Source organism: Pseudomonas putida (assembly GCF_028682395.1).
Lineage (GTDB): Bacteria > Pseudomonadota > Gammaproteobacteria > Pseudomonadales > Pseudomonadaceae > Aquipseudomonas > Aquipseudomonas putida_AB.
This window is the reverse complement of the sequence record NZ_JANHLC010000001.1, coordinates 101,419-124,664: the sequence shown is the minus strand read 5'-3', so window position 1 is coordinate 124,664 and position 23,246 is coordinate 101,419. Positions and strand designations below refer to the sequence as shown.

Sequence of the window (23,246 nt, the reverse complement as noted above, 5' to 3'; positions counted from 1 at the left end):
ATTCACGGAGCAAAAACCAATGAGCGAGCGCAAGGCACTTTTGATTCTGCACGGCAAACAGGCGCTCAACGAGGCCGTCCGCACGGCCGTTCAGCGCCGGCGCGATCTGGGCTGGGAACTGGCGGTGCGCTTGACCTGGGAAGCCGGCGACGCCCGGCGCCTGGTAGGCGAAGCCCTGGCGGCAGGCTATCGATACCTGATTGCGGGTGGTGGCGATGGCACCTTGCGTGATATCGCCGAAGCCATGGCGCTGGCGGACCCATCGGCGAGCCTGGTACTGCTGCCCCTGGGGACAGCCAATGACTTTGCGCGAGCGGCGGGTGTGCCATTGGAACCGGATGCCGCGCTGGCCTTGCTCGATGTGCCACCACGGGCCATTGACCTAGGGGAGGTGGGCGGTCAGTTGTTCCTCAATATGGCCACTGGAGGCTTTGGCAGCCAGGTGACGGCCAATACCTCGGAAGACTTGAAAAAGGTGCTGGGTGGCGCCGCCTACCTGTTTACCGGGTTGTCGCGTTTCAGCGAGCTGCATGCGGCCTACGGTGAGTTGCAGGGGCCGGGCTTTCACTGGCGCGGCGAGTTGCTTGCGTTGGGGATCGGCAATGGTCGCCAGGCGGGAGGTGGCCATGAACTTTGCCCACAGGCGCTGGCGGATGATGGCTTGCTGGATATCAGTATCCTGCCGGCCCCTCAGGAAGTGGTCTCGACCCTGCGCGACTTGATGGCGGGTGGTTGGGGCATCGAGAACCTGTTTGTGCGGGCTCGTCTGCCTTGGGTCGAGATTAAGGCGGCCGAGGGGTTGGATATCAATCTCGATGGCGAGCCATTGCAGGGCGAGAGCCTGCGTTTCGTCGCGCGCCCGCAGGCGTTGCGGGTGCACCTGCCAGAGGGCTCGCCGCTGCTGGCTAATCGTCGAGACTGATGATCCGCTCACGCACGGCGAACAGCACCAGGCCTGCCACATCGTAAATCTGCAGGCGTTTCATGATCTGCGAGCGGTGGCTTTCCACGGTCTTGATACTCAAGTCGAGGCCGTGGGCAATCTCCCGGGTGGATTTGCCGCGCACGACCAGCCGCAGGATTTCCAGCTGGCGGGCGGTCAGGTTATGGGTGGCGTCCACGGGCTCGGGGATTTTCTGCGCGCGGGTCAGGGCTTGGTTGATCACGGTGTGGGCAATGGCCGGGCTCAGGTAGCGCTCGTCGTTGCGCAAGGCTTCCAGGGCCTGCTGCAGTTCGGTGGCGCTGGTGTCCTTGAGCAGATAGCCATGGGCACCCATTTCCAGGGCGCGCATGATCATCTCCGGATCGGTGTGCATCGATAAAATCAGCACTTTGTTGCGTGGGAAGCGGCGCTTGAGTTCGCCCAGTGTGTCGAGCCCGCTGGTGTCGCGCATGGAGATATCGAGCAGGATGATATCGGGGTTCAGCGCCGCGACCATTTCGATCACCTGCGAGCCATCGCTGGCTTCGCCGACCACGGCGTAACCGGGAATATCCAGGACAAGGGCGCGCACGCCGGCCCGGATCAGTGAGTGGTCATCCACCAGAAGTAAATTGCAGGTCATAGAACCTTATTCGTGCTGGCTCGTTCGAGGGCCCTTGGAGCCCAGGGGAAAAGTGCGTCAATTCGAGTGCCCTGGCCGGGCTGGCTGCTGACGGTCAGGGTGCCGCCCAGTTGTTCGCAGCGCTCAAGCATGCCGGCCATGCCGCGCTGACCTTCACGGGCCGGGTCAGCAGCCGGGACGAAACCCTGGCCATCATCGACGATATGCAGTCGCAACCCCTCGGGCAGGCGTTGCACATTGACCAACAGGTTGCGTGCCTGGGCATGGCGCAGCAGGTTGGTAATGGCTTCCTGGGTGATGCGAAAGGTGGCGACGGCCATCTCTTCGGGAATACCGGTCAACCGTTGCTGGCACTCCAGGCTCCAGTGCACGTCGGTGTTTTCCAGGGCGCGCAGCAGGTGCGCGCGCAAGCTGGCTTCGAGACCCAGGCTGGTCAGTTGTCGCGGGTTGAGAATGGCCGAGACATCACGCACCTTCGCCAGGGTTTCATCCAGGGTGGCGCTGATCGTTGCGCACTGTTGATGCAGTGCCTCGGGGGCGTGGCGCAGGAGCCACTGGCTTTGCAATTTGGCGGCGGTCAGTAGTTGGCCGATATCGTCGTGCAGCTCACGGCTGAGTCGATGGCGCTCGTTTTCCTGGACCTCAAGCAGGCGCTCAGCCAGTTCCTGCGGCTGGAAATTGATGGCCTTGCGGGCATGGCGATAATGCAGCCAGGCACAGCTCAAGGCCGCCAGGTTCAGGGCCAGCAGGGACAGGGGCAGGGTGGTCGAGGTCAGGTAGATCAGCAGGTTGCCGCTCATGGATCCGATGCAGAGCAGGAAGGTCAGCCGGCGTGCGGCTTTTTGCGTACTGGGCCAGGGTTTGAAGGAGCTCAGGCGAGCGGACATAGTGCAAGGCGCCGTGTGATGTTCGCTGCGGGCTGAATGCTTGGGCCCGGGTTCGGATAATGGATGCGCTTTTATGTTCGACCTCAATTTGGCGCTGTCCGTATAGCGAGTTTAGTTATGCACTGATTCGGGGCGCAAACGTCTTGAGCCAAAACAAGTGTCAAATAATATGCGAAATAGTGCTGCATAGTAACACTTCGCCACGTGCAGGTCGCCTCCCGCCAATGTTTGCTCGAACATTCGTGTAAGTCCGTGTTTTAAAAAGGCTTAACTTTCAAGAGAACGATGGGCGAATGTCTTGATCTTTCGCCAGTAATGGCGAAAAAACGTTTTAGTGCAACGTATGTGCAGGGCAAGGAATAACAGTAAATAAAGTTAATGCAGTGATTAGTTGACTAATTAGTTCAACTAATCTGGCATCGCTCCAAAGAAGCCTGTCGAGGCTCTATGGCAGTTATTTCAGCGCAAGCACGAGCTGATTGCACCAGACTGGCAGCAGGTCGGGACAGCTTTGAGCTGGCTCGCCAGTACATCGAGCAGGGTGTTCTGTTCTTCATCGTCAAGGAGGAGTTGACCGGTGGTGCGATCGACCAGCTCCAGTTGCCAGGCCAGCAGGCTGAAGCAGTCCTTGAGGGCCATCAGGGCGTTGGTATGCAGGTCCAACTGGGCCAGGGGCTGATCGAGCAGGGCGTGCAGTTGCTGGGTAAAGCTGGCAATTGCCCGAAGGGCCAGGGATTGTGCCTGCCGGGTCAGTTGCAGCAGGGCGGCGCGCAGGCAGTCGATGGCATCCGCGTCATTGGCGATTAGCGCCAGGTGTTCGAGGCATTCCTGTGACCTGATGAACAAAAGGTCGGCCTCGTTCAGGAACTCGTTGAGTTCGCAGGGCAATTCAGCGCCATTGGGCATACTTGACTCTCCACTACTGAGGCGCTCGGAAAAGCTGGAACTGAACGAAGGGTCGGTCGCGGCGTGTTGTGACAACGGAGCAGAACTGGACGTGTTCGGGCTTTTACTCACAATGGAAAATCGAGTATCTTCGGATCTTGTCAATGGTGGCATATTGCCTTTAAGCCTTTCGTCGTTCATGTCGCTGGCGCTGGCGACAAAGCGCAGTGGCCAAGGGTAGTGGCGGGTTGCCATTGCTTCACGAGCGAACAAAAGCGGACTCCATTCATTAATTTGAGAATGGCGTCACATTAATGTCTATTAGATATTGCGCAAATCAGGTTGGGCCTGACTGGGGCTAGGGGAATCCCTTAGTTTTTCGCTTTGGGCTTAGTATTTATAAGGGCTTGGCGGAAAAGTTGCCATATGTTGCGCGAGCCAGTAAAGCATGATGTTAATGTGACATCAATGCCTTTCAGCGGTATTTTCCCCAGGGTAAAGGTCCCGCAATTGCAGCCGATAAGTCTTTCCATGCCCTTCAATCGAACCACGCCCAGGAGTTATCAATGGCCGGCATTCTCGACACGGTAGACCAACGCACCCAGCTGGTGGGTGAGAATCGCCTGGAAATCCTTATGTTTCGCCTGGCCGGGCGCCAATTGTTCGCGATCAACGTGTTCAAAGTGCAGGAAGTCCTGCAACTGCCCAAGCTGACACTGATGCCCCAGCGCCATCCGTTTGTCTGCGGTGTCGTCAATCTGCGCGGCCAGACCTTGCCGGTGATCGACCTGTCCCAGGCCATTGGCATGCGCCCACTGGTCCCAGGCCCGAACAGCACCATCATCGTGACCGAATACAACCGCTCGGTGCAGGCTTTCCTGGTCGGTGGCGTCGACCGGATCGTCAACATGAACTGGGAAGCCATTCTGCCCCCGCCGACCAGTGCCGGACGCCAGCATTACCTGACGGCCATCAGCAAGGTCGACGACCAGTTGGTGGAAATCATCGACGTGGAAAAAGTGCTTGCCGAAATTGTCCCTTACAACGCCAAGGTGTCCCGGGAGAAGCTCGACGATCCTGTACTGGAACGCGCGCGCGGTCGCGAAGTGTTGCTGGTGGACGACTCCAAGGTGGCGCTCAGCCAGTTGCGCGACACCCTGTCCCAGCTGGGCGTCAAGATGCATATCGCCAGTGATGGCCTCAAGGCCTTGAACATGCTCAAGGGCTGGGCTGACAGCGGCGAGGTCATGACCGACAAGTTGCTGATGATCTTCACCGATGCCGAGATGCCGGAAATGGACGGCTATCGCTTGACCACCGAAATTCGCCATGACGCGCGGCTGAAGGATCTGTACGTGGTGCTGCACACCTCGTTGTCCGGCAGTTTCAACGAGTCGATGGTAAAGAAGGTCGGGTGCGACAACTTCCTCTCCAAATTCCAGCCGGACAAGCTGGTCGACGTAGTGCGCGAGCGCCTGCTGCTCGACGAAGTCATGGCCTGAGCCAAACGCTCCCGGCAGGCCTATGGCCTGCCTAGGATTCGGTGGCCGGCTCGTATAAGGTGGCGGTTTTTGCCCCCTACGGAGCCAGCCCATGCTGCGTCTGAGTGCGCTTTACCGCTACCCCCTCAAATCCGCCAAGGGCGAAATGCTCCAGCGCAGTGGGCTCGATCAACTGGGCCTGGTCGGCGACCGGCGCTGGATGCTGGTGGATGAGGCCAGCGGACGTTTCCTGACCCAGCGTGCCGAAGCCCAGATGAGCCAGCTTTCAGCCACCTGGAACAGCGCGGGCGGGCTGACGCTGGCAGCGGCCGGGCACGAGCCCCTAGATATCGCACTGCCCAACCCCGACGAGCATCTGCGCGGCGTCACCATTTGGCGTGACACCTTGCGTGTGCCCGATGCCGGTGATGCGGCGGCGCGCTGGGTCAGCGCCTTTATCGGCAAGCCAACCCGCCTGGTGCATGTGCCCCGCGAGCGAGCGCGGTACACCCAGGCCGGCGTTGGCGAGGACGCCGACCGGGTGGCGTTCGCCGATGGTTTTCCGTTGTTGCTGATCGGCCAGGCCTCGCTCGAGGATATTTCTGCCAGGGTTGGTCGCCCTCAGGAGATGCTGCGTTTTCGGCCCAACCTGGTGATCGAAGGCGCCGAGGCGTTTGCCGAGGATGGCTTCAAGCGGCTGCGCATCGGTGATGTGGAGTTTCGCGTGGTCAAGTCCTGCTCGCGCTGCATCCTGACCACCATCGACCCGGCCACTGGCGAGCGCAGCCCTGACCGCGAGCCGCTGGCAACGCTCAGCACGTATCGCCAGCGTGAGGACGGCGTGATGTTTGGGCAGAACCTGGTCAATGACGGCATCGGTGAACTGGAGGTGGGTATGCCGGTCACCGTGCTTGATTGACGCGCTTCAGTCCCACTGCGGAGCCAGGCCCTCGGGGCTGGTCAGGCGATAGCCACGATCCAGTGCGTCGATCCGGGCCATCTGCTCCGGGCTCAGGTGCACTTCCACCGCCTTGAGGTTGCTCGCCAGGTTTTCCCGGCGGGTCGAGGATGGAATCACCGAGTAACCCGATTGCATGGCCCACGCCAGGGTGACCTGGGCGGGCGTCGCGCCCAGCTGTGCGGCGATCTGCTGGATGACCGGGTCTGCCAGGACCTCGCCGTAGGCCAAGGTCATATAGGAGGTGATAGGGATCCCCTGGCTGCGGGCGAATGCCACCACCTGGCGATTTTGCAGGTAGGGGTGCAGCTCGATCTGGTGGGTTGCGATGTTTTGTGCGCCGACTGCCGCGATGGCGCGCTGCATCAGATCGATGGTGAAGTTGGAGATACCAATCTGCCGGGTCAAGCCTTGCTCGCGGGCTTCAAGCAGCGTGGCCATAAAATCTTGCACCGCCACTTCGTCGTTGGGCGATGGCCAGTGGATCAGGGTCAGGTCCAGGTAATCGGTGCGCAGTTTGCGCAGGCTTTCCTTAAGGCTGCTGATCAACTGATCACCGGCGTAGTGGGCGACCCAGATCTTGCTGGTGAGAAACAGTTGCTCGCGGGCAACGCCGCTGGCGGCGATGGCCTGGCCGACCTCGGCCTCGTTGTTGTAGATCTGCGCAGTGTCGATGGCCCGGTAACCCAGTTCGAGGGCGTTGCTGACCGAATCGATGGCGACCTGGCCTTGCAGGCGGAAGGTACCGAGACCCAGTGGAGGAATGGACATTGAGAAACTCCTGAAATATGCCGTGGGGAATGCCGTGCAGTATCGGTGCGCAGCTTCCCGGGAAAAACCGCAAGGCGGGCAAAGGAGTTTTGATCCGGGGGCACGAGTCTTCGCGCCTAGGCCATATTGCTCTGGCTGAATTCCTCGGCGAGAAAGTCGATCAGCGTGCGCACCGAAGGCAGCAGGCCGCGTCGGGACGGGAAGATGGCATGGACGATGCCACACTTGGGAGCCCACTGCGGCAGTAGATTGACCAGGCGCCCCGCCTCCAGGTCTTCATGTACCAGAACATTGGGGAAATGGGCGATACCCAGCCCGGCCAGCGCGGCCTGGCGCAGTGCGATCAGGTCGTCGGTCACCAGCCTCGGCGCATAACGGATCAGAGCGCGGGCGTCCTGGGGGCCATACAGCTCCCAGTGGTATTCGCGTTGAGCCGTGCCCCAGTGCAGGCTCGGCAGATCGCCAAGGTCGGCGGGGATTGCCGGGTTCGACAAGTGTTCGATAAAGCGCGGATGGCCGATCAGGCTCTGGGTGCTATTGCCAAAGACTTTCATCACCAGGTCGCTGTTTTCCAGGGGCGGGACCCGTACCCGGAGGGCCAGGTCCAGGCCCTCGTGGATCAGGTCGACGCGCCGATTGGTGCTCTCGACATGCAACTCCACCAGTGGGTATTGGAGCATATAGCGCACCAGCATCGGTCCAACCCAGGCATTGAGCAGCGAGGTCGGGCAGCTCAATCGCACAATGCCCTGGGGTTCGGCGCGATTGCGCTCAATCACTTCGGCGGCCGCTTCGGCTTCGACGCGCATGGCCAGGCAGCGTTGGTAATACGCCTGACCGATTTCCGTCAGCGAGCAATGCCGGCTGGTGCGGTTGATCAGCCGCACGCCGAGGCGCTCTTCCAGTTGCGCAATCCGCCGGCTCAGTTTCGACTTCGGGATACCCAACGCTCGCCCGGCGGCGGCGAAACCTTTGTGTTCAACCACTTGAGTGAAGTAGTAGAGGGTGTTGAGGTCTTCCACCATCGTTCTCCAAATAGAACGCTAAGGCTGATTTTTGCAGTCTGGTGCATGAAAGCCGGGGAATCTAGTCTATGCCCATGGTTTACAGGAGGACCCACCATGAAAAAAATTATGGGTATCTACACCAGTCCGCGTCCCCATTGGGTGGGCGACGGCTTTCCGGTTCGCACACTGTTTTCGTATGACAACCTGGGCAAGCATATCAGCCCGTTCCTGCTGCTCGATCACGCCGGTCCCGCAGAGTTCTCGCCGACCGAGCAACGCCGTGGCGTCGGCCAGCATCCCCACCGCGGGTTCGAGACTGTGACTATCGTCTACAGCGGCGAAGTGGAACACCGCGATTCCACCGGTGCCGGGGGTGTTATCGGACCGGGTGACGTGCAATGGATGACCGCTGGCGCCGGGATCATCCACGAGGAGTTTCACTCCGAGGCGTTCTCCCGGCGTGGCGGCAGCCTGGAGATGGTCCAGTTGTGGGTCAACCTGCCGGCGCGAGACAAGTCGGCCCCGGCGGGTTACCAGAGCATCCTGGCCTCGGATATTCCGAACGTGGCGCTCAAAGGTCAGGCTGGCAGCCTGCGGCTGATTGCGGGGGAGTTCGCTGGACAGCACGGCCCGGCCCGGACGTTTACCCCCATGGATGTGTGGGATATCCGCCTCAATAGCGGTGCGACCACCACCCTGGATCTGCATGCAGGCCGTAATACGGCGCTGGTGGTACTGCGCGGGACAGTGCAGGTCAATGGCCAGGAGCGGGTGCAGACCGGGCAGTTGGCCTTGTTCGAGCGCGAAGGCGAGACGCTGTCGCTGCAGGCTGAGGGCGATGCGATTGTGCTGCTGCTGAGCGGTGAGCCTATCGACGAGCCGATTGTCGGGCATGGCCCCTTCGTGATGAACAGTGAGGCGGAAATTCACCAGGCGTTCGTCGACTTTCAGTCGGGCCGCTTCGGCAGGATGCAGGAGTAGGGACTAGGCTCCTTCAGCCTGAATGGACAGGCAGGTTTCGGCGCCATGGACGGCGCCCGTCTGAAAATCCTAATGACCCGTGACGCGGCGTGGAGCCGCATGTCCGCCGCCGGGGCGCAACGATGTCGAAGGGCTGGCCACGCTGTTTTCCAACCCTATCCCCGACTATCGCAATCTGGTGACCAGTTACGACGCGCTGACGGTCAGCAAGTGATCTAACCGCTGCTCCGGCTCGTTTCTGTGCCTGGTCAGGTGCAGGAACGAGCAGGCGCGCGCCGCCTTATGCGCGTTTCAAACCCGGCAGTTGCCAAGGGATTTGTTATGCTTTGCGCCTTTGCACAAGCGCCAGCATAGGCGCGCCCTGCCTACAGCCGAGTCTTTCGATGCCTGCCGATATTCAACCGCGAGCCGCGCACCTGTCGCGTTCGGACTACAAAACCCTGGGCCTGGCCGCCCTGGGCGGAGCGCTGGAGATCTACGATTTCATTATTTTCGTGTTCTTCGCCCTGACGCTCAGCCAACTCTTCTTTCCCCCGCAAATGCCGGAATGGCTGCGCTTGCTGCAAAGCTTCGGGATCTTCGTTACCGGTTATCTGGCGCGCCCGCTGGGCGGGATCCTGATGGCGCATTTCGCCGATCACTTGGGCCGCAAGCGGGTCTTCAGCCTCAGCATTTTGATGATGGCCCTGCCTTGCCTGCTGATCGGCCTGATGCCGACCTACGCCGAGATCGGTTATTTCGCGCCCTTGATCCTGCTGGCCTTGAGGATTCTCCAGGGCGCGGCGGTGGGTGGCGAAGTGCCGAGCGCCTGGGTCTTCGTGGCCGAGCACGCGCCGCGCGCCCATCGCGGCTATGCCCTGGGGTTTCTGCAGGCCGGGCTGACCTTTGGCTATTTGCTGGGCGCTTTGACGGCCACGCTGCTGGCACAGGTTTTTACCGCTGAAGAAATTCTCGACTACGCCTGGCGCTTTCCTTTTCTGTTGGGCGGTGTGTTCGGTGTACTGGGCGTCTGGCTGCGCCGCTGGCTGAGCGAGACTCCGGTGTTTTTGGCCTTGCGCGAGCAGCAGCAAGCGCGAATCGAACTGCCATTGCGCCGGGTGCTGCGCGATCACCGGGGCGCTTTGCTGCCAGCCATGCTGCTGACCTGTGTGCTGACCTCGGCCGTCGTGGTGTTGGTGGTGTTGACCCCCACGCTGATGCAGCAGCGTTTTGGCATGAGCGCCAGCTATACCTTTGCCCTGAGCAGCTTGGGCATCGTTTTTCTGAATTTCGGCTGTGTGCTGGCGGGCTGGGTGGTTGACCGGATCGGCGCCTGGCGCAGCGTGCTGCTCTACAGCCTGCTGTTGCCGCTGGGCATTGCCCAACTGTACGCCAGCCTGATCGGCGGCTGGGCCTGGCCGGGGCTGTCCTATGCCCTGGCCGGACTGGCGTGCGGCATCGTCGGGGTGGTGCCTTCGGTGATGGTTGGGCTGTTTCCTGCCTCGATTCGGGTGTCGGGGATTTCCTTTACCTACAACATTGCCTATGCACTGTGGGCCAGTACCACACCGTTGTTACTGATTGCCCTGGTGCCCTGGAGCCCCTGGGTCTGCGTCGGTTACTGCGTGCTGATGGGCGGTGTTGGGCTGTTGACCACACTGGGGTTTGGCTTTGGGCGCAAGTCAGAAACCGACTGCGCAGTGGTTTAGTGGGGCGAGGGGAGAATGCGACGGAGTGGATTGTCGGCATTAATAGGAAGCATTACTATTCACACCCCGTCCTCATAGCGCTCTCGCGATGACCCCCCAGCCGCCACGCCGCCCAGGCTTTCTTGCGCATTACGAAGAACTGATCGGCACCTGGACACGCCGCTTGAAGAATCGCCAGCAGGCCGAGGACCTGGCCCACGACACTTTTGTGCGGGTGCTGGAGTCCGAGGGGGCGACCGTCGAGCAGCCGCGGGCCTATTTGCACCAGACCGCGCGCAACATCGCGGTGGATGCCTATCGACGCCAGGACCGCCGCGACGCCTTGGAGCAGGACGCGGTCTATGACGAAGTGCCGCCGGCCGGTGATCCGGAGCAATACATGCACGCGATCCAGTTGGCCGACTCCATTGAAAAAGCCCTGAGCGAACTGCCGCTTAATTGCCGCAAGATTTTTGTCTGGCAGAAAATCGAAGGCCTGACCCAGGCCGAAATCGCTGAGCGGTTGGGGCTGTCCAAGAACATGGTGGAAAAGTATATGATCCGCACCCTGCGGCATCTGCGCGACCGCCTTGATCGGCCTTCGCCATGAACAGGACGCGGCGGGCGCCTTCTTCCAGCCCACTCCGAAACAGGACATTCCATGATGGATAGCCGTGATTGTGCGTGCGGTTCCCTGACGATTCGCGAGGCGGCGGCGCACTGGTTTGTACGCCTGCAGGATGGCGCGCTCAGCCCGCAAGAACAGGCGGATCTCGCCGCCTGGCGGGCCAAGCACCCGCAGCACCAGGATGAACTCGATCTGCTCCAGGGCCTGTGGAGCGCTGCCGATCTGTTGCCTGCCATCCGTCTGCAGGCGCTGTGTGTCGAGGCACCGGCGCGTCGCCGGCGGCCATTGTTGCGCTATGCCGTCGCGGCCGGCGTCGTCGCGGTGGCTGTCGGCCTGGGGCTGTTCAGCGGCGTGCAACGACCTGCCGACTACCGCGCCGAATTCACCACGGCCAGTGGTGAGCGTCGGCATATTGCCTTGCCGGATGGATCGGTGGTCGACCTCGATGCGCGCAGCCATCTGGTCGTGCATTACCAAGCGGGTCGCCGCGCGGTGGCGTTGAGTCAGGGCGAAGCCATGTTCAGTGTCGAGCACGACAGCAGCCGTCCTTTCGTGGTCGATGTGGGGACCGGCCAGGTCACGGTGACGGGCACCCGTTTCGATGTCCGCCGCGATGCGCATGAAACCCAGGTTGCGGTGGCCGCCGGGACGGTCAAGGTCCAGGGCCGCGACGCGCCGGCGGATCAGTTTGTCAGCCTGAGTGCCGGGCTGGGCAGCCGGATTGATGGGCGAGGGCGAGTCAGCCCGGCCCAGGCGGTCAACATCGAGGACTTCACCGCCTGGCGCAGCGGCAAGCTGGTGTTTCGCGATGCCAGCCTGTACGAAGTGGCGGCCCAGGTCTCGCGGTACAGCGCACAGCCGCTGCGGGTCAACGACCCAGCCATTGGTGCGCTGCGCTTGAGCAGCGTGTTCAAGGCCGACGATACCGCGGCCTTGCTGCGGGCCTTGCCGAACATCCTGCCGGTGGCGATAAGAACGCTGGACGATGGCAGTGTGGAAATAATTGCACGTTAGATTCAGGTTTTTTTCGAGCCACTCGTCTTCTTGTCCAACTGCAACTGGTTTGCATTAACGACTGCTTGCGCAGCGCTCTACAGGACAAGGTCTGACGTGAATAAACACCTGCCCCTCGCTCTTCCTGCCGCTATTCGCCGGGCCCTTGGCCCGCGCGCGCTGCCGTTGGCCTTGGCCCTGGCTTTCAGCGGCCCGATGGCGTTCAGTTTTACCGCCCAGGCGGGCGAAACCTTTCAGATCCAGGCCCAACCGTTGGCCGATGCCTTAAGCCAACTGGCTCGCCAGAGCGCCCTGCAAGTGTTCTTCAGCCCGCAACTGGTGGCCGGTAAACAGGCCCCTGCGGTGAGCGGCGTGCTGTCGCCGGAACAGGCACTGCGGGCGCTGCTGCAAGGCAGTGGCCTGACCTATGACTTGCAGGGTGATTCGGCGACCTTGCACCCAGCGCCGGCTGCCAGTGCCGATGGTCCGCTGGAACTGGGCCCGGTGGCAGTGCAGGTGGTGGGCGACTGGCTGGGCGATGCCGATGCGGCGGTGGTCCAGAACCATCCAGGCGCGCGGACCGTGGTGCGCCGTGAAGCGATGGTCGAGCAGGGGGCGATGAACGTGCGCGATGTGTTGCGCAACGTGCCTGGCGTGCAAGTGCAGGAGAACAATGGCACCGGCGGCAGCGATATCTCGTTGAACGTCGGTGTGCGTGGCTTGACCTCGCGGCTGTCGCCACGCTCGACGGTCCTGATCGATGGCGTGCCGGCGGCCTTCGCGCCCTACGGGCAGCCGCAGTTGTCCATGGCCCCGATTTCCGCCGGTAACCTGGACAGTATCGATGTGGTGCGTGGCGCCGGTTCCGTGCGTTATGGACCGCAAAACGTCGGCGGCGTGATCAACTTCGTGACCCGGGCAATCCCCGAGACCTTCTCCGGTGAAGTGGGCAGCACCCTGGAAACCAGCCGCTACGGTGGTTGGAAGCATTTGGACACGGCTTTTCTGGGCGGCACCGCAGACAACGGCCTCGGCGCGGCCCTGCTGTACTCCGCGGTCAAGGGCGATGGCTACCGGCGTAGCAACAATGACAACGATATCGAGGACATCCTGCTCAAGACCCACTGGGCGCTGACCGAGCAGGATGAGTTGTCATTGAACTTCCACTACTACGATGCCAAGGCTGATATGCCCGGGGGGCTGACCCAGAAACAGTACGATGCCGACCCTTACCAGTCGGTGCGTGACTGGGACAACTTCAGTGGCCGGCGCAAGGATGTCTCCCTCAAATACCGTCGCCAGATCGACGACCAGACTCAAGTCGAGGTGCTGACCTACTACACCGACAGCTTTCGCGGCAGCTCGATCGCCGATCTTCCCATGAAGTATCAGTCTTCATTCCCGCGCACCTACCACACCTTCGGTATCGAGCCCCGGGCCTCGCGGGTGTTCACGTTCGGCCCGACCACTCAGGAAGCCAGCATCGGCTATCGCTACCTGAAGGAAGGCATGCACGAACAGGCCAGCCGCCTGTTGCTGGTCAACAATGTCCCGGTGGCCGCTCCCGACGCCGACGGCCACTTTTATCAGGACCGCACGGGCGGAACGCAAGCCCATGCGTTCTATATCGACGACAAGATCGATATTGGCAACTGGACCGTTACCCCGGGGATTCGCTTCGAGCGCATCAGCACCCAGTGGCACGATCGCTCAGTGCTCGATAACACCGGTGTGCCGGTCCCGGAAAAAAATCGCAGTGTCGACAACAATGAAGCGCTGCCGGCGCTGAGTGTGATGTACCACCTGTCCGACGCCTGGAAGCTGTTCGCCAACTACGAAACCTCATTTGGCAGCCTGCAGTATTTCCAGTTGGGCCAGGGCGGGACGGGCGACCAGACGGCCGCAGGGCTACAGCCGGAAAAGGCCAAGACCTACGAGCTGGGCACACGGTATGACAACGGTGTGTGGGGCGGTGAGGTCACGCTGTTCTACATCGACTTTGCCGATGAACTGCAATACATCAGCAATGCGGTGGGCTGGACCAATCTGGGGGCGACCAAGCACCAGGGGGTGGAGACTTCTGCCCATTACGATCTGGGGGATCTGGACGCGCGTCTCGAAGGCCTGAGTGCCAATGCCGGGTTTACCTACACCCGTGCAACGTCCGAGGGCGATATCGACAACTTCAAAGGCCGCGACCTGCCGTTGTACTCGCGCCAGGTGGCCAATGTGGGGCTGCGCTACGCGGTCAATCGCTGGACCTATAACCTGGATGGCTATGCACAGTCCGGCCAGCGTGCGCCGGGTAACGGCAAGACCTATATCACCGAGCCGACGGCCGATGGCCGCTACGGCGATATTCCCGGTTATGTGACCTGGAGCCTGCGCGGCGGCTATGACTTCGGCGAGCAGATGTCGAACCTGAAGCTGGGCGCCGGGGTGAAGAACCTCTTTGACAAGCAGTACTACACCCGCTCCAGCGACAACAATGCCGGGCTCTATGTGGGGCAGCCGCGCACGTTCTACGTCCAGGCCAGCGTCGGCTTTTAAGCGCAGGTTTGCCGCCTTGCAGGAGACAGCCTGCTCCTGCAAGGCGGTAGACGCTCTTAGGTACTACGCCTCACGCGCGCAATTGACCCAGAAATTCACCGAAAGCGAGGTCGACACCGACTCGACCTGATGGAACCAGCCTTCGGGCAGAAACAGCAGGTCACCCGCTTCCAGCACTATCCGCAAAAAGGTCACGTCGCGGGCCTGGGGGAAGCGCTGGTAGTCCGGGGTATCCGGGTTGAAGTCACAGCCATCCAGCCCACCTTTGGGCGCCGTGGACCAGGTGCCCAGTGCCGGTCGATGGTGCGGCGCTGCCAGGATGAAGGACTTGCGGCCCCAAACCTGGGCAAACAGATTATCGGTGTCGTCGCGATGCAGTGGGGTCAGGGTTCCCTTGGGACCGATCCAGATACGCGGTGCGATATACAACGCCGGGTCGTAGTACGCGGGGTAGCGGATCTGTTCGAGCAATTTGGCCGGGACGATATTGTTGCCCATATAGGGCGGGGGTTCGCCTTCGGCGCGCGGAGCGGCGGGCGCATCCAGGGCGGCAATGAATTCGGCCATGGAGGTCGAGCGGAAATCGCGGTCGGTGGAGAAGGTCTTCTCGGCATAGTCGCCATGGCGGGTAATGCCCTGCAGTTCGGCGAAATGCACCAACGACTCCTCGCGGCTGAGCGTGAACAGCGGCCAGTCCTGCAAAGCATCGCTGATAATCACGGGAATCCCAGCCGCCAGGTAGTCGGCCCGAAAGGTCGCCACCGACAACGCTGCGTGCGGAATGCGGCGTACCTGGGTCAGGGGCAGTTGGCCGGCCGAGAGGGCTTCGCTGGCCCGGGGCGGGGTCGGGTAGCGGGTGTTCATTTCGACCTTGGCCGCCGGCGCGTTGATGCCGCGACGCGCGCTGTCGATGATCTGCGGCAGCAAGGTGGCCAGGCCCAGGTTGCCACCAATCTTCAATCGGCCGCTGGCAAACAGTTCCTCGATATTGGCGCCGCCGCCCATGATGCCGAGAAAGTCCGCCGCGTCGATTTCGATGGTCACATCGGGGGCGGGGTGCCGGCCGGCCTCCGTGACGGGGTTGGCGTCGATCTTCGACCAGAACGTCAGGTCGGGGGCAAAGATGAACTGGAACACGCCCTCGATACCGACGGCTCCGGCATTGGCAAAGAGTTTTGCGAGGATGCTCTGCAGGTCCATGGCGTTCCTTCAGGTTTTGATTGGTCTGAAGACGGAACGAGCTGCTGTAGGACAAAATTACCGAGAGCTGTAGGAGGAAGGTTTTCCGCGATCTTCGACGAGGACTGACACGCCAAGGATCGCGGGCACGGGGGAGGGTATGACGGGCTACTTCAGTGCTTGCAGTACCTGCTCGATGTCCGCCTGCAGCCCGCTAAACGGGTCCGCACCCTCGCTGTCGAGGACCACCAGCGTGCTGCCGCCCGCGCTGATCGCGGCCTTGACCGGCTCAGGTGGCTGGCGATGGTCCAGGACCACGGCAACCTCATTGTCCTTGAGGGTCGCCGTCAACTGCGCCAGGGCCTCGGGCGTCCATTGTTCATCGCTGTGGACGATCTGTTCGATCAGCTCCAGGTTGAGCCCGCTGAGCAGATAGCCAAAGCGCTCGGACAGGCTGACCACGCTGAGGTTGTCGACCTTGGCCAGGCGCGCCTCGCTGTCGGCGCTGAGCTTGAGCAGGCGTTGCTTGAGATCGGCCAGGTTGGCGTCGATCTTCGCCTTGGCTGCGGGTGCCAGGCGCACCAGGTCGGCGGCCGTCACATCGGCCATACGCCCCAGGTTGTTGCTCGACAGCCATGGCTGGCTGTTCAGCCCGTACTGGGACGTTGCGGGTTGTACGGCGATCCCTGGCAAGCCGCCATCCACCGGGCGGGCCGCATCGACTTCAACGATACGGATATTGCTGCGTCGTGCCATGGGGTAGAGCGGGTCATCGCTCCAGATCGAACGCAGGCCGATCACGGCGTCGGCCTGGGTTGCCAGCTTGTGCAGCGCCGGGGCGCCACGCCCGCTGAAATAGGCGCTCTGACGCGAACCGGGCAGGTTGGCGGCGGCTGCGCGTTCCAGTTGCACGCCGCTGTCTTTAAGCAGCAGTGCGCCCAGGCCATAGGTGATCGGCAGCGCGGCGAGGATGCGTACCGGTTGCGTCGTTTCGGTCGCGGCCTGGGCCGTGCCGCACAGCAGGCCGGCCAGGGTGAGGGCCAGGGTCAGTTGGCGAAAAATCTGCATTATCCGATATTCCCTTTCAGGCTGGGCACGACGCCGCGCGCGATGGCGGCCAGGGCAAAGGCGCACCCGGCCATCAGGATGATCGCCGCGCCCGATGGCACCGGCAGGTCGAAGACGATCGGCAGCAGGATGCCGCTCAGGGTGCTGATCGTGGCGATCAGCACGGAGATCCAGAAGAAGCCCTTGAGCGACTGGCTCAGCAGCCGTGCGGCGGCGGCCGGAATCACCAGTAGGGCGCCCACCAGGATCGCGCCGATCACCTTGACTGCCGCCACGGTAATCAGCGTTACCAGGATCACGAAAAGGTAGTCCAGGGACTTGACTGCCACGCCGCGCACCGCCGCCAGTTGCGGGTTGAAACTGGCCAGCATGATGCGGTTGTACAACGGCAGGCTCAGCCCCAGGACCAGGGCGCCGACCACGGCCAGGACCAGCAGGTCGTTGCCGTTGACCGTCAGCACCGAGCCGAACAGGACGTTTTCAAGGATGTGCACATTGATCTTGCCGGCCAGGGTCAGTAGCAGGCTGGCGCCCAGTGCCAGGGACACCGACAGGAACACCCCGATCAGCGTGTCCGGCGCCAGGCCGGTGCGGTTGCGCAGGTAGTTGAGCAGGATGCCGAACAGCAGGCAGTAACCGAACAGGCTGCCATAGGGGCCGGTATACGGCTCGCCCAGCAGGATGCCGATGGCCACGCCGGTCAGCGCCGCATGGCCGACGGCTTCGGAGAAGAACGCAAAGCGCTTGACCACCACCAGGGTGCCGAGGCCGCCCAGGACCGGGCCGATCAACAGGCCGGCAAGCAGGGCATTGACCACAAAGCCATAGGCCAGGGCTTCGGGCAGGTAGCCGGACGATGCCCAGCCCTGGATCATCAGGCGAAAACTCTCATAACTCATCAGGCATGGCTCCCGGTGGCCGCTGCGCTGCTGCGCGGGTGGCTGGAGAACAACGTCAGCAGCCGTTCTGGGGTCAGGGTCTGGTCGGGTGAGCCGTCGAACAGCACGCGCCGGTTGAGGCCGGTGACCCGGTCGGCGAGGCGCTTGACCGCTTCCAGATCATGCTCGATCCACAGCACGGTAATCCCGGCGCGCTGCCAGTCGCCGAGCAGGCGCTCGAAGACCTGGATCCCGGCTTCGTCGAGGGCCGACATCGGCTCGTCGAGCACCAGCAGTTGCGGCGCCGGGATCAGTCCCTGGGCCAGCAGCACGCGCTGGCGTTCGCCGCCGGACAGCGCGCCCATGCGGCGCTTGCGCTTGTCCTGCATGCCGACCCGCTCCAGGGCCTCGCCAATGGCCTTGGCATAGTGGCGCGACAGGCCGAGAAAAGCCGGTCGGCGTTGGCACATGGCGGCCATGAAATCATCCACGGTCATCGGCAGGCCGCGGTCGAACTCCAGGGCCTGGGGCACATAGCCAATGCAGCCAGGGGCGTCGGGCCATTGCAGGCTCAGGCGGCCCTGGTGGGGCATCTGCCCGAGCAAGGTCTTGATCAGCGAGCTCTTGCCGCCGCCATTGGGGCCGACCAGCGCATGCACGCTGCCGGGGCGAACTTGGAAGGTGACCTGATCGAGGATGGTGGTGCGCCCCAGCACCAGGCCGACATCGGCAAAGTCCAGGGTCGGGCCGCTGACGGGGGCGACAAGCGTTTCGGCGACGGTCATGCGCCCGCCTCCTGGATGGCCCGAACCACGGTGTTGAGGTTGCCGGTCATTTCCTTTTCATACTTGTCGGCGGTGTATTCGCCATAGGAAATATGCGACAGCGGGTAGAGCTTGACCCCGGACTCGCGCTGGATGGTCTCGACGTAGGTGGACGGGAAGTCCATTTCCGAGAAGATCACTTTCACATCCAGTTCGCGCAGTTGGTCGATGGTCTTTTTCAATTGGCTCGGGCTCGGCTCGATACCGTGGGCCGGCTCGACCACGGCGGTGACTTCCAGGCCGAACTCGCGCAGCAGGTAGTCATAGGCGGCGTGGACCGTGGCGACCCGCAGGTCGGCATTGGGCTTGTCGGTGAGCTTGGCCAGGGCGTCGGCGCGCATCTGGCGCAGGCGTTTGCCATAGGCGCGTGCGTTGGCGGTGTAGGTCTTGGCATTGGCCGGGTCGAGCTTGCCCAGTTCCCGGGCGATGTTGTTGACCTGGGCAATGGACGCGCTGATCGACAGGAAGGTGTGCGGGTTGACCACCTTGCCGGCGCCGCGTGCGGCAATTCCGGTGGCGGCCAGCAGCGGCACGTTCTGGTTGGCTTCGATCACCGTGATGTCGGGCTTCTCGCTGGCCTCGATCATGCGATCGGCAAAGTCGTCATGGCCAACGCCGTTAAGCACGATCACGTCCAGTGAGCCAATGCGCTTGATGTCGTCGGCCCGGGGTTCGTAGGCGTGGGGGTTGAACCCGGCCGGAATCAGCGGCACCACTTCGGCCTTGTCGCCGACGATATTCGCCACGTAGCTGTAGTACGGATGCAGGGTAATGCCAATGCGTAGGCGCTTGGCCTCTTCGGCGCTGGCCAGGGGGGCGAGCAGCAGGGCCAGCAGGCCGACGAGCAGCACGCGGCGTCGAGCGAATACGGAGGAAATAGACATGGGGGAACGGTCTTCTCTCAAGTGAGTCCGTGGGTTCAGTGCCGATGCTGGCGAGTCACCCCGGCATCGAATTGCGCAACGATCGGCTGCCAGCCGGCGGCCGTCAGGGTGGCGTCGTCGAGGGCGGCCGGCGCCTGGAGGCCCTCGGCACGATTGAGCCAGATGTCGATGGTGTCGCTGTCGGCGGGCGTCATGCGCAGCAGGAAGGCCCCGGCCACACTCGGTGCCTGGCTCAGGCCCAGGTAGGCTTGGCCGTCGAGCAACTGCCAGGCGTGATCGCCCCGGGCAACCGAGCTGGCATCCTGGGCAAACGGCGCGAAGCCTTCTTCACCCAGGGCCTGGGGCGCGGGCAGGGCGGCGACTTCCTGGTGCAGCAGGCGGATTTCGTCGAGGGTGACGCGCAGGTCGGCGTAGATCCCCTGTTCGCTGGCGCTCAGGTCGCGGCGGGCATCGAACTGATTGCTCGCCACATTGCTGACGGTTTGCGGCTCGCCATGCCAGGCCACTACGCCACCGGCCACCAGCAGGATCAGCAGGCAGAGCGCCAGGACGTAGAGGGTCTCGTGGCCGGCCCCGGCGGGGCGTACGACCTGGGTGGTTGGCGTACTCATGGGGCCTCGATATCGGCTTGGTCGATTTCGACGACATGGCCGGGGCCGGCATCGAACAGCACGTAGAATTCGCTGCTGGGTTTCTTGAAGGTCAGGCTGGAGTCGGCGCCCAACTTGCCGGGCACCAGGATGCTTTCGTCATAGCCAATCACATCCAGGGTCACCCCTGGCGCGCCACTACCATCGGAAAAACCGCCGGTGCAGCGGATCTGCTCGCCGTCGATTTCCTTGCATTCGCACATCGGGTTGTGGGCCAGGGCCAACGGGCTGAAGCCCGCGCATAGGGCGATCAGGGCGCTGGCGCCCAGTGTGCGCAACGGGCGTTTACCGGGTTTGCCAATCATGGTTTTTCTCCTTGGTCTTTGAGCCAGGCGATGGTCGCGGGCGACGCCTGGCTCAGGGGAATGGCGGCCTGGTGCATGGAGCCGTCCCAGCCTTCCATCGTCACCCAGATCTGTGCATCCAGCGGGGTGCGCACGGGAATCGGCAGGGTGGCGCCCATGGCGTAGGGCGTGCCGAAGAAGATCACGCCGGCGGCCCGCAGGCTGCGCGGTTTGCCGATGCGCAGGTAGGTGGCCTTGACCTGGTCGATGCAGGTGTCGCACAGGGCCGCGTTAAAACTTTTCATATAGCCGGCCGAGCCATCGAGGCGCGGGGCCTCATTGCGCAGCTCGGCAATGCGCAGGCTCCAGGGGCCGACCTGGAGTTCGCCGATTTCCCGCTCGCCCAGGCCCGTCTCGCCGCGAAACAGGGCGGCATCGGCCAGGTACTTGGGCATAAACCCCAGGGGGATCAGGAGCAGCAGGACATTGATATGAAAACGCCATTTGTGCCAGAACTGGCCCAGGGCCGACGGCGGTGTGGTGGAAGCTGCCTTGCTCATGAATTGCCCTCTGCTGTTTCCGTGCCGAGATTGCCGACGGTCTTTTGCGTCCTGGCGGCGGCCTTGGCGTCACGCTTCAGGGCGTTGGCGGTGGCCAGGGCGGTGCGTTTGGTCCAGATCAGCAGGCCGCTGAGGACCATCATGCTCAGGATCAGGCCGAAGAAGGTCCAGATCAGCTTGATCCAGATACCGCCGAAGTCGCCGGTGTGCAGTGGCCGCATGGACTCGGTGACGAACTCCAGCTTGGAGCGGTCCGAGAGCAGGCGCGAGGCTTCGACTTCCCCGTTGTAGGGGTTGATGCGGGCGGTCTGGTACATCAGTGGGTACCAGCCACGGCCACCGACCGCGAGGTGGTCGTAGGCGTTGCCGGGCATGCTGACAAAACTGGCTTCCAGCCCCGGGATCTTTTCCTGGGCGATGCTGACGGCTTCGTCGATGCCGACGGTCTTGACCGGTTCGCCGTCGCGCGACACCGGCACGTCTTCCCGGGCGATCACTGCCACCGGTGGGCGTGTGGTGTAGCTGATCTGGTTGTCGGCGAGCAGCGCCTGGATCAGGAACCAGGTGCCGGTGATCGAAATCACCGCGATAAACCAGATTGACCAGATGCCGGACAGGCGATGGAAGTCGCCCCAGAAAATCCGCGCGCCGTGGTTGAAACGCAGGGTCGGTTTGAAAAAGCCTTTCCAGAAGCGTTTGTAGACCACCAGGCCGGTGACCAGGGACGCGAGCATCGGCAGGCCGAGGATCGACACCAGGTACCAGCCCCAGCTGTAGCCATTGGTAAAGGGCACCAGCCACCAGCCGTGCAGGGCGCGGGTGAACTGCTCGAAGTTGAACGGTGGGCTGACACCCTGGATCGCCCCGGTATAGGGGTTGACGTAGAGGGTCGGCGAACGCCCGTCGGGGTAGACCACGTGGGCCAGCAGGGCGAAATGCGACTCGTCCGGACGGATCAGGGTCTCGACCTGGATCTGGGGATCGATCTTGTGGATGGCATCGATGGCCTGCTCGAACGTCAGCAGCGGCGCATCGTCCGAGGGCTTGGGCGCCCGCACATCGGGGTTGGCCAGCCACACGATTTCCTGGCTGACCACGGCCAGGGTGCCGGTGAAGCAGACGATCAGCACAAAGAACCAGATGGGCAGTGCCAGCCAGCTATGCACGAGAAACCACAGTTTTGAACGAGACTTTTTCGACATGAGGTGAGGTCTTGCTTCCAGGGCAAAGCGGCCTAACCCTGCGCATACGCTGCCCAGGAGCGGTGTATCGCGGCCGTGATTGCAGAAAAAAGCCACGTATCGATGGACGAACGTGGCTCTATGTATCCATTAAGACGAACGAGAAGCGTAAAACCCGCAATTTAGATTGAAGGCAAATGTATCTGATTGTGTCTGTTCTTTGCTAATAAGAATTGTTATTGATTGTATATCATTCCAGGGAACGGCCCAACCGCCAATAGCCCATCAAGGTCAGGGCGCGGCGGTCGAGGCCGCGTTCATTGAGCAGGTAGCGGCGGATCGCCATGACCGCTGCCGACTCTCCAGCAACCCAGGCATAGAACGCGCGGTCGGTCGGCGCGGCGCGGTCCCAGAGGATTGTGCGGTCGATATCCACCTCCTTGGCTGGTTTGTGCCCCGGGCCGGTACTGGCAGGCGGTGGCAGGTTGGCCAGGGTTCGTGCCGCCTCGATCATCGCTTGGCCATGGGCCTGGGCGCTGCGATCGCGGGGCATCCAGTGCAGGCGAGTCTCCGGGCCGCAGGGCAGCTCCAGGCAATCGTCCGCGTGCGGCACTTCGATAAAGGCTTCGACCCGGGGCGGGTCCGGCTGGGCCGCCAGTTGTTCGAGAATCCCGGCAATCGCCGGCAGCGCGGTTTCATCGCCGATCAGCAGGACCTGGCGAATGCCGAAGGGCGGTTGCCATTCATAGCCACCGGCATCGCCGGTGTGTTCGCGGTTGGGCGCGACGATCTGCAGGGGCGCGCCGAGGACGGCGTGGGTGGCCCAGGCCGAGGCGGGGCCGTTGACCCCGTGCAGGACAAAATCCACCTCCAGTAAGCCGTTCTGCGGGTGCAGCGCGCGAATGGTGTAGGTCCGCATGGCCGGGCGCTTCGACTCGGGCAGGGCGCGGCGCGCGGCTTGCCAGTTGCCGTGCAGGGGCAGCTCGCTGGGGCTGCCGTCGGGCGCCGGGAAGAACAGCTTGATGCGTTGGTCAGCGGCCCGGGTGGTCATCTGCTCGATGTCCGCGCCGGTAAACACCAGCCGTGTCAGTGATGGGCTGATGGCGATGCGCTGCTTGAGGTGGACATTGAACAGGCGGTAGGGCGCCGGCGTCTTGGGCGCGAGGCTGACCAGCTTGTTCAGGCCGGCGATCAGGGAGTGGGTCAGGGAGGCGGCGGACATGGGGCAGGGCCTTGTACCAGTGGGCTCCTGTAATGAACGAAGCACGCCGGGGGGAATTTAGGCGCGGCACCTGGCGGTCTTCAGCCGGCCTTTTGCGGTGCGCGCCGGGCTTAATTTTCACGGCCCTTTATCCGTCCCGTAGG

The 23,246-nt window shown here is 62.7% G+C and carries 23 protein-coding genes and 1 pseudogene; 9 read left to right on the top strand and 15 right to left on the bottom strand.

The window, feature by feature from the left end:
• The first annotated feature begins 19 nt into the window (after window positions 1-19).
• A complete protein-coding gene (gene yegS, locus NPS46_RS00525) occupies window positions 20-922 on the top strand; it encodes a lipid kinase YegS (RefSeq protein ID WP_274104443.1) in 903 nt (300 codons plus the stop codon).
• On the opposite strand, the gene NPS46_RS00520 is transcribed toward yegS, so the two are convergent.
• The 3 genes from NPS46_RS00520 to NPS46_RS00510 form a co-directional block, all read right to left on the bottom strand.
• The gene (locus NPS46_RS00520; RefSeq protein WP_274104442.1) at window positions 906-1,565 is read right to left on the bottom strand and encodes a response regulator; all 660 of its coding nucleotides are present in this window, start codon (window positions 1,563-1,565) and stop codon (window positions 906-908) included. The two genes, yegS and NPS46_RS00520, sit on opposite strands and share 17 nt — an antisense overlap.
• Window positions 1,562-2,452, bottom strand: a complete 891-nt coding sequence (locus NPS46_RS00515; protein ID WP_274104441.1) for a sensor histidine kinase — start codon at window positions 2,450-2,452, stop codon at window positions 1,562-1,564. Before NPS46_RS00515 ends, NPS46_RS00520 begins: the two co-directional genes overlap by 4 nt.
• A 459-nt stretch (window positions 2,453-2,911) precedes the next feature.
• Window positions 2,912-3,358: a hypothetical protein gene (locus NPS46_RS00510; protein WP_274104440.1), complete on the bottom strand. Its 447-nt coding sequence runs from the start codon at window positions 3,356-3,358 to the stop codon at window positions 2,912-2,914.
• Window positions 3,359-3,903: 545 nt separating this feature from the next.
• On the opposite strand from NPS46_RS00510, the gene NPS46_RS00505 reads away from it, so the two are divergent.
• The gene (locus NPS46_RS00505; protein ID WP_274104439.1) at window positions 3,904-4,839 is read left to right on the top strand and encodes a chemotaxis protein CheV; all 936 of its coding nucleotides are present in this window, start codon (window positions 3,904-3,906) and stop codon (window positions 4,837-4,839) included.
• 91 nt (window positions 4,840-4,930) lie between these two features.
• Window positions 4,931-5,737, top strand: coding sequence for an MOSC domain-containing protein (locus tag NPS46_RS00500; RefSeq protein ID WP_274104438.1), 807 nt, complete (start codon window positions 4,931-4,933; stop codon window positions 5,735-5,737).
• 6 nt (window positions 5,738-5,743) lie between these two features.
• Here NPS46_RS00500 and dkgB read toward each other — a convergent pair whose 3' ends face one another.
• On the bottom strand, window positions 5,744-6,547 hold the full coding sequence (dkgB, locus tag NPS46_RS00495; protein ID WP_274104437.1) for a 2,5-didehydrogluconate reductase DkgB: 804 nt from the start codon (window positions 6,545-6,547) through the stop codon (window positions 5,744-5,746).
• Between the two features lie 116 nt (window positions 6,548-6,663).
• The gene (locus tag NPS46_RS00490) at window positions 6,664-7,572 is read right to left on the bottom strand and encodes a LysR family transcriptional regulator (protein WP_274104436.1); all 909 of its coding nucleotides are present in this window, start codon (window positions 7,570-7,572) and stop codon (window positions 6,664-6,666) included.
• A 96-nt stretch (window positions 7,573-7,668) separates the two neighbouring features.
• Here NPS46_RS00490 and NPS46_RS00485 point away from each other — a divergent pair, with 96 nt between their 5' ends.
• From NPS46_RS00485 to NPS46_RS00460, 6 genes and pseudogenes are all read left to right on the top strand, one after another.
• Window positions 7,669-8,535, top strand: a complete 867-nt coding sequence (locus NPS46_RS00485) for a pirin family protein (RefSeq protein ID WP_274104435.1) — start codon at window positions 7,669-7,671, stop codon at window positions 8,533-8,535.
• A 115-nt stretch (window positions 8,536-8,650) separates the two neighbouring features.
• A pseudogene (locus NPS46_RS00480) lies at window positions 8,651-8,749 on the top strand (hydrolase); the annotation flags it as partial.
• A 169-nt stretch (window positions 8,750-8,918) separates the two neighbouring features.
• A complete protein-coding gene (locus NPS46_RS00475) occupies window positions 8,919-10,223 on the top strand; it encodes an MFS transporter (protein WP_274104434.1) in 1,305 nt (434 codons plus the stop codon).
• Between the two features lie 88 nt (window positions 10,224-10,311).
• The gene (locus NPS46_RS00470; protein ID WP_274104433.1) at window positions 10,312-10,812 is read left to right on the top strand and encodes a sigma-70 family RNA polymerase sigma factor; all 501 of its coding nucleotides are present in this window, start codon (window positions 10,312-10,314) and stop codon (window positions 10,810-10,812) included.
• A gap of 51 nt (window positions 10,813-10,863) precedes the next feature.
• Entirely contained in the window at window positions 10,864-11,844 is a 981-nt protein-coding gene (locus NPS46_RS00465) for a FecR family protein (protein WP_274104432.1), read from the top strand.
• A gap of 195 nt (window positions 11,845-12,039) precedes the next feature.
• Window positions 12,040-14,373: a TonB-dependent siderophore receptor gene (locus tag NPS46_RS00460; RefSeq protein WP_274105369.1), complete on the top strand. Its 2,334-nt coding sequence runs from the start codon at window positions 12,040-12,042 to the stop codon at window positions 14,371-14,373.
• A gap of 63 nt (window positions 14,374-14,436) precedes the next feature.
• On the opposite strand, the gene NPS46_RS00455 is transcribed toward NPS46_RS00460, so the two are convergent.
• The 10 genes from NPS46_RS00455 to NPS46_RS00410 form a co-directional block, all read right to left on the bottom strand.
• Entirely contained in the window at window positions 14,437-15,573 is a 1,137-nt protein-coding gene (locus NPS46_RS00455; protein ID WP_274104431.1) for a cupin-like domain-containing protein, read from the bottom strand.
• 147 nt (window positions 15,574-15,720) lie between these two features.
• Window positions 15,721-16,620, bottom strand: a complete 900-nt coding sequence (locus NPS46_RS00450) for a metal ABC transporter substrate-binding protein (protein ID WP_274104430.1) — start codon at window positions 16,618-16,620, stop codon at window positions 15,721-15,723.
• Complete coding sequence (locus tag NPS46_RS00445) at window positions 16,620-17,519, bottom strand: metal ABC transporter permease (protein WP_274104429.1); 900 nt, start codon at window positions 17,517-17,519, stop codon at window positions 16,620-16,622. The genes NPS46_RS00450 and NPS46_RS00445 overlap by 1 nt, the downstream gene beginning before the upstream one ends.
• Entirely contained in the window at window positions 17,519-18,283 is a 765-nt protein-coding gene (locus NPS46_RS00440; protein ID WP_274104428.1) for a metal ABC transporter ATP-binding protein, read from the bottom strand. Before NPS46_RS00440 ends, NPS46_RS00445 begins: the two co-directional genes overlap by 1 nt.
• Window positions 18,280-19,206 carry a metal ABC transporter substrate-binding protein gene (locus NPS46_RS00435; protein WP_274104427.1) on the bottom strand — a complete coding sequence of 309 codons (927 nt, stop codon included), beginning with the start codon at window positions 19,204-19,206 and terminating at the stop codon, window positions 18,280-18,282. The genes NPS46_RS00440 and NPS46_RS00435 overlap by 4 nt, the downstream gene beginning before the upstream one ends.
• A gap of 35 nt (window positions 19,207-19,241) precedes the next feature.
• The gene (locus NPS46_RS00430; protein ID WP_274104426.1) at window positions 19,242-19,817 is read right to left on the bottom strand and encodes a DUF6162 family protein; all 576 of its coding nucleotides are present in this window, start codon (window positions 19,815-19,817) and stop codon (window positions 19,242-19,244) included.
• A complete protein-coding gene (locus NPS46_RS00425; RefSeq protein WP_274104425.1) occupies window positions 19,814-20,161 on the bottom strand; it encodes a hypothetical protein in 348 nt (115 codons plus the stop codon). Before NPS46_RS00425 ends, NPS46_RS00430 begins: the two co-directional genes overlap by 4 nt.
• Window positions 20,158-20,700 carry a thiamine pyrophosphate-binding protein gene (locus tag NPS46_RS00420; RefSeq protein WP_274104424.1) on the bottom strand — a complete coding sequence of 181 codons (543 nt, stop codon included), beginning with the start codon at window positions 20,698-20,700 and terminating at the stop codon, window positions 20,158-20,160. The genes NPS46_RS00425 and NPS46_RS00420 overlap by 4 nt, the downstream gene beginning before the upstream one ends.
• Window positions 20,697-21,902 (bottom strand): PepSY-associated TM helix domain-containing protein, encoded by a 1,206-nt coding sequence (locus NPS46_RS00415; RefSeq protein WP_274104423.1) that lies wholly within the window; start codon window positions 21,900-21,902, stop codon window positions 20,697-20,699. Before NPS46_RS00415 ends, NPS46_RS00420 begins: the two co-directional genes overlap by 4 nt.
• Before the next feature lie 229 nt (window positions 21,903-22,131).
• Window positions 22,132-23,103, bottom strand: coding sequence for a siderophore-interacting protein (locus tag NPS46_RS00410; protein WP_274104422.1), 972 nt, complete (start codon window positions 23,101-23,103; stop codon window positions 22,132-22,134).
• Window positions 23,104-23,246: the final 143 nt, after the last annotated feature.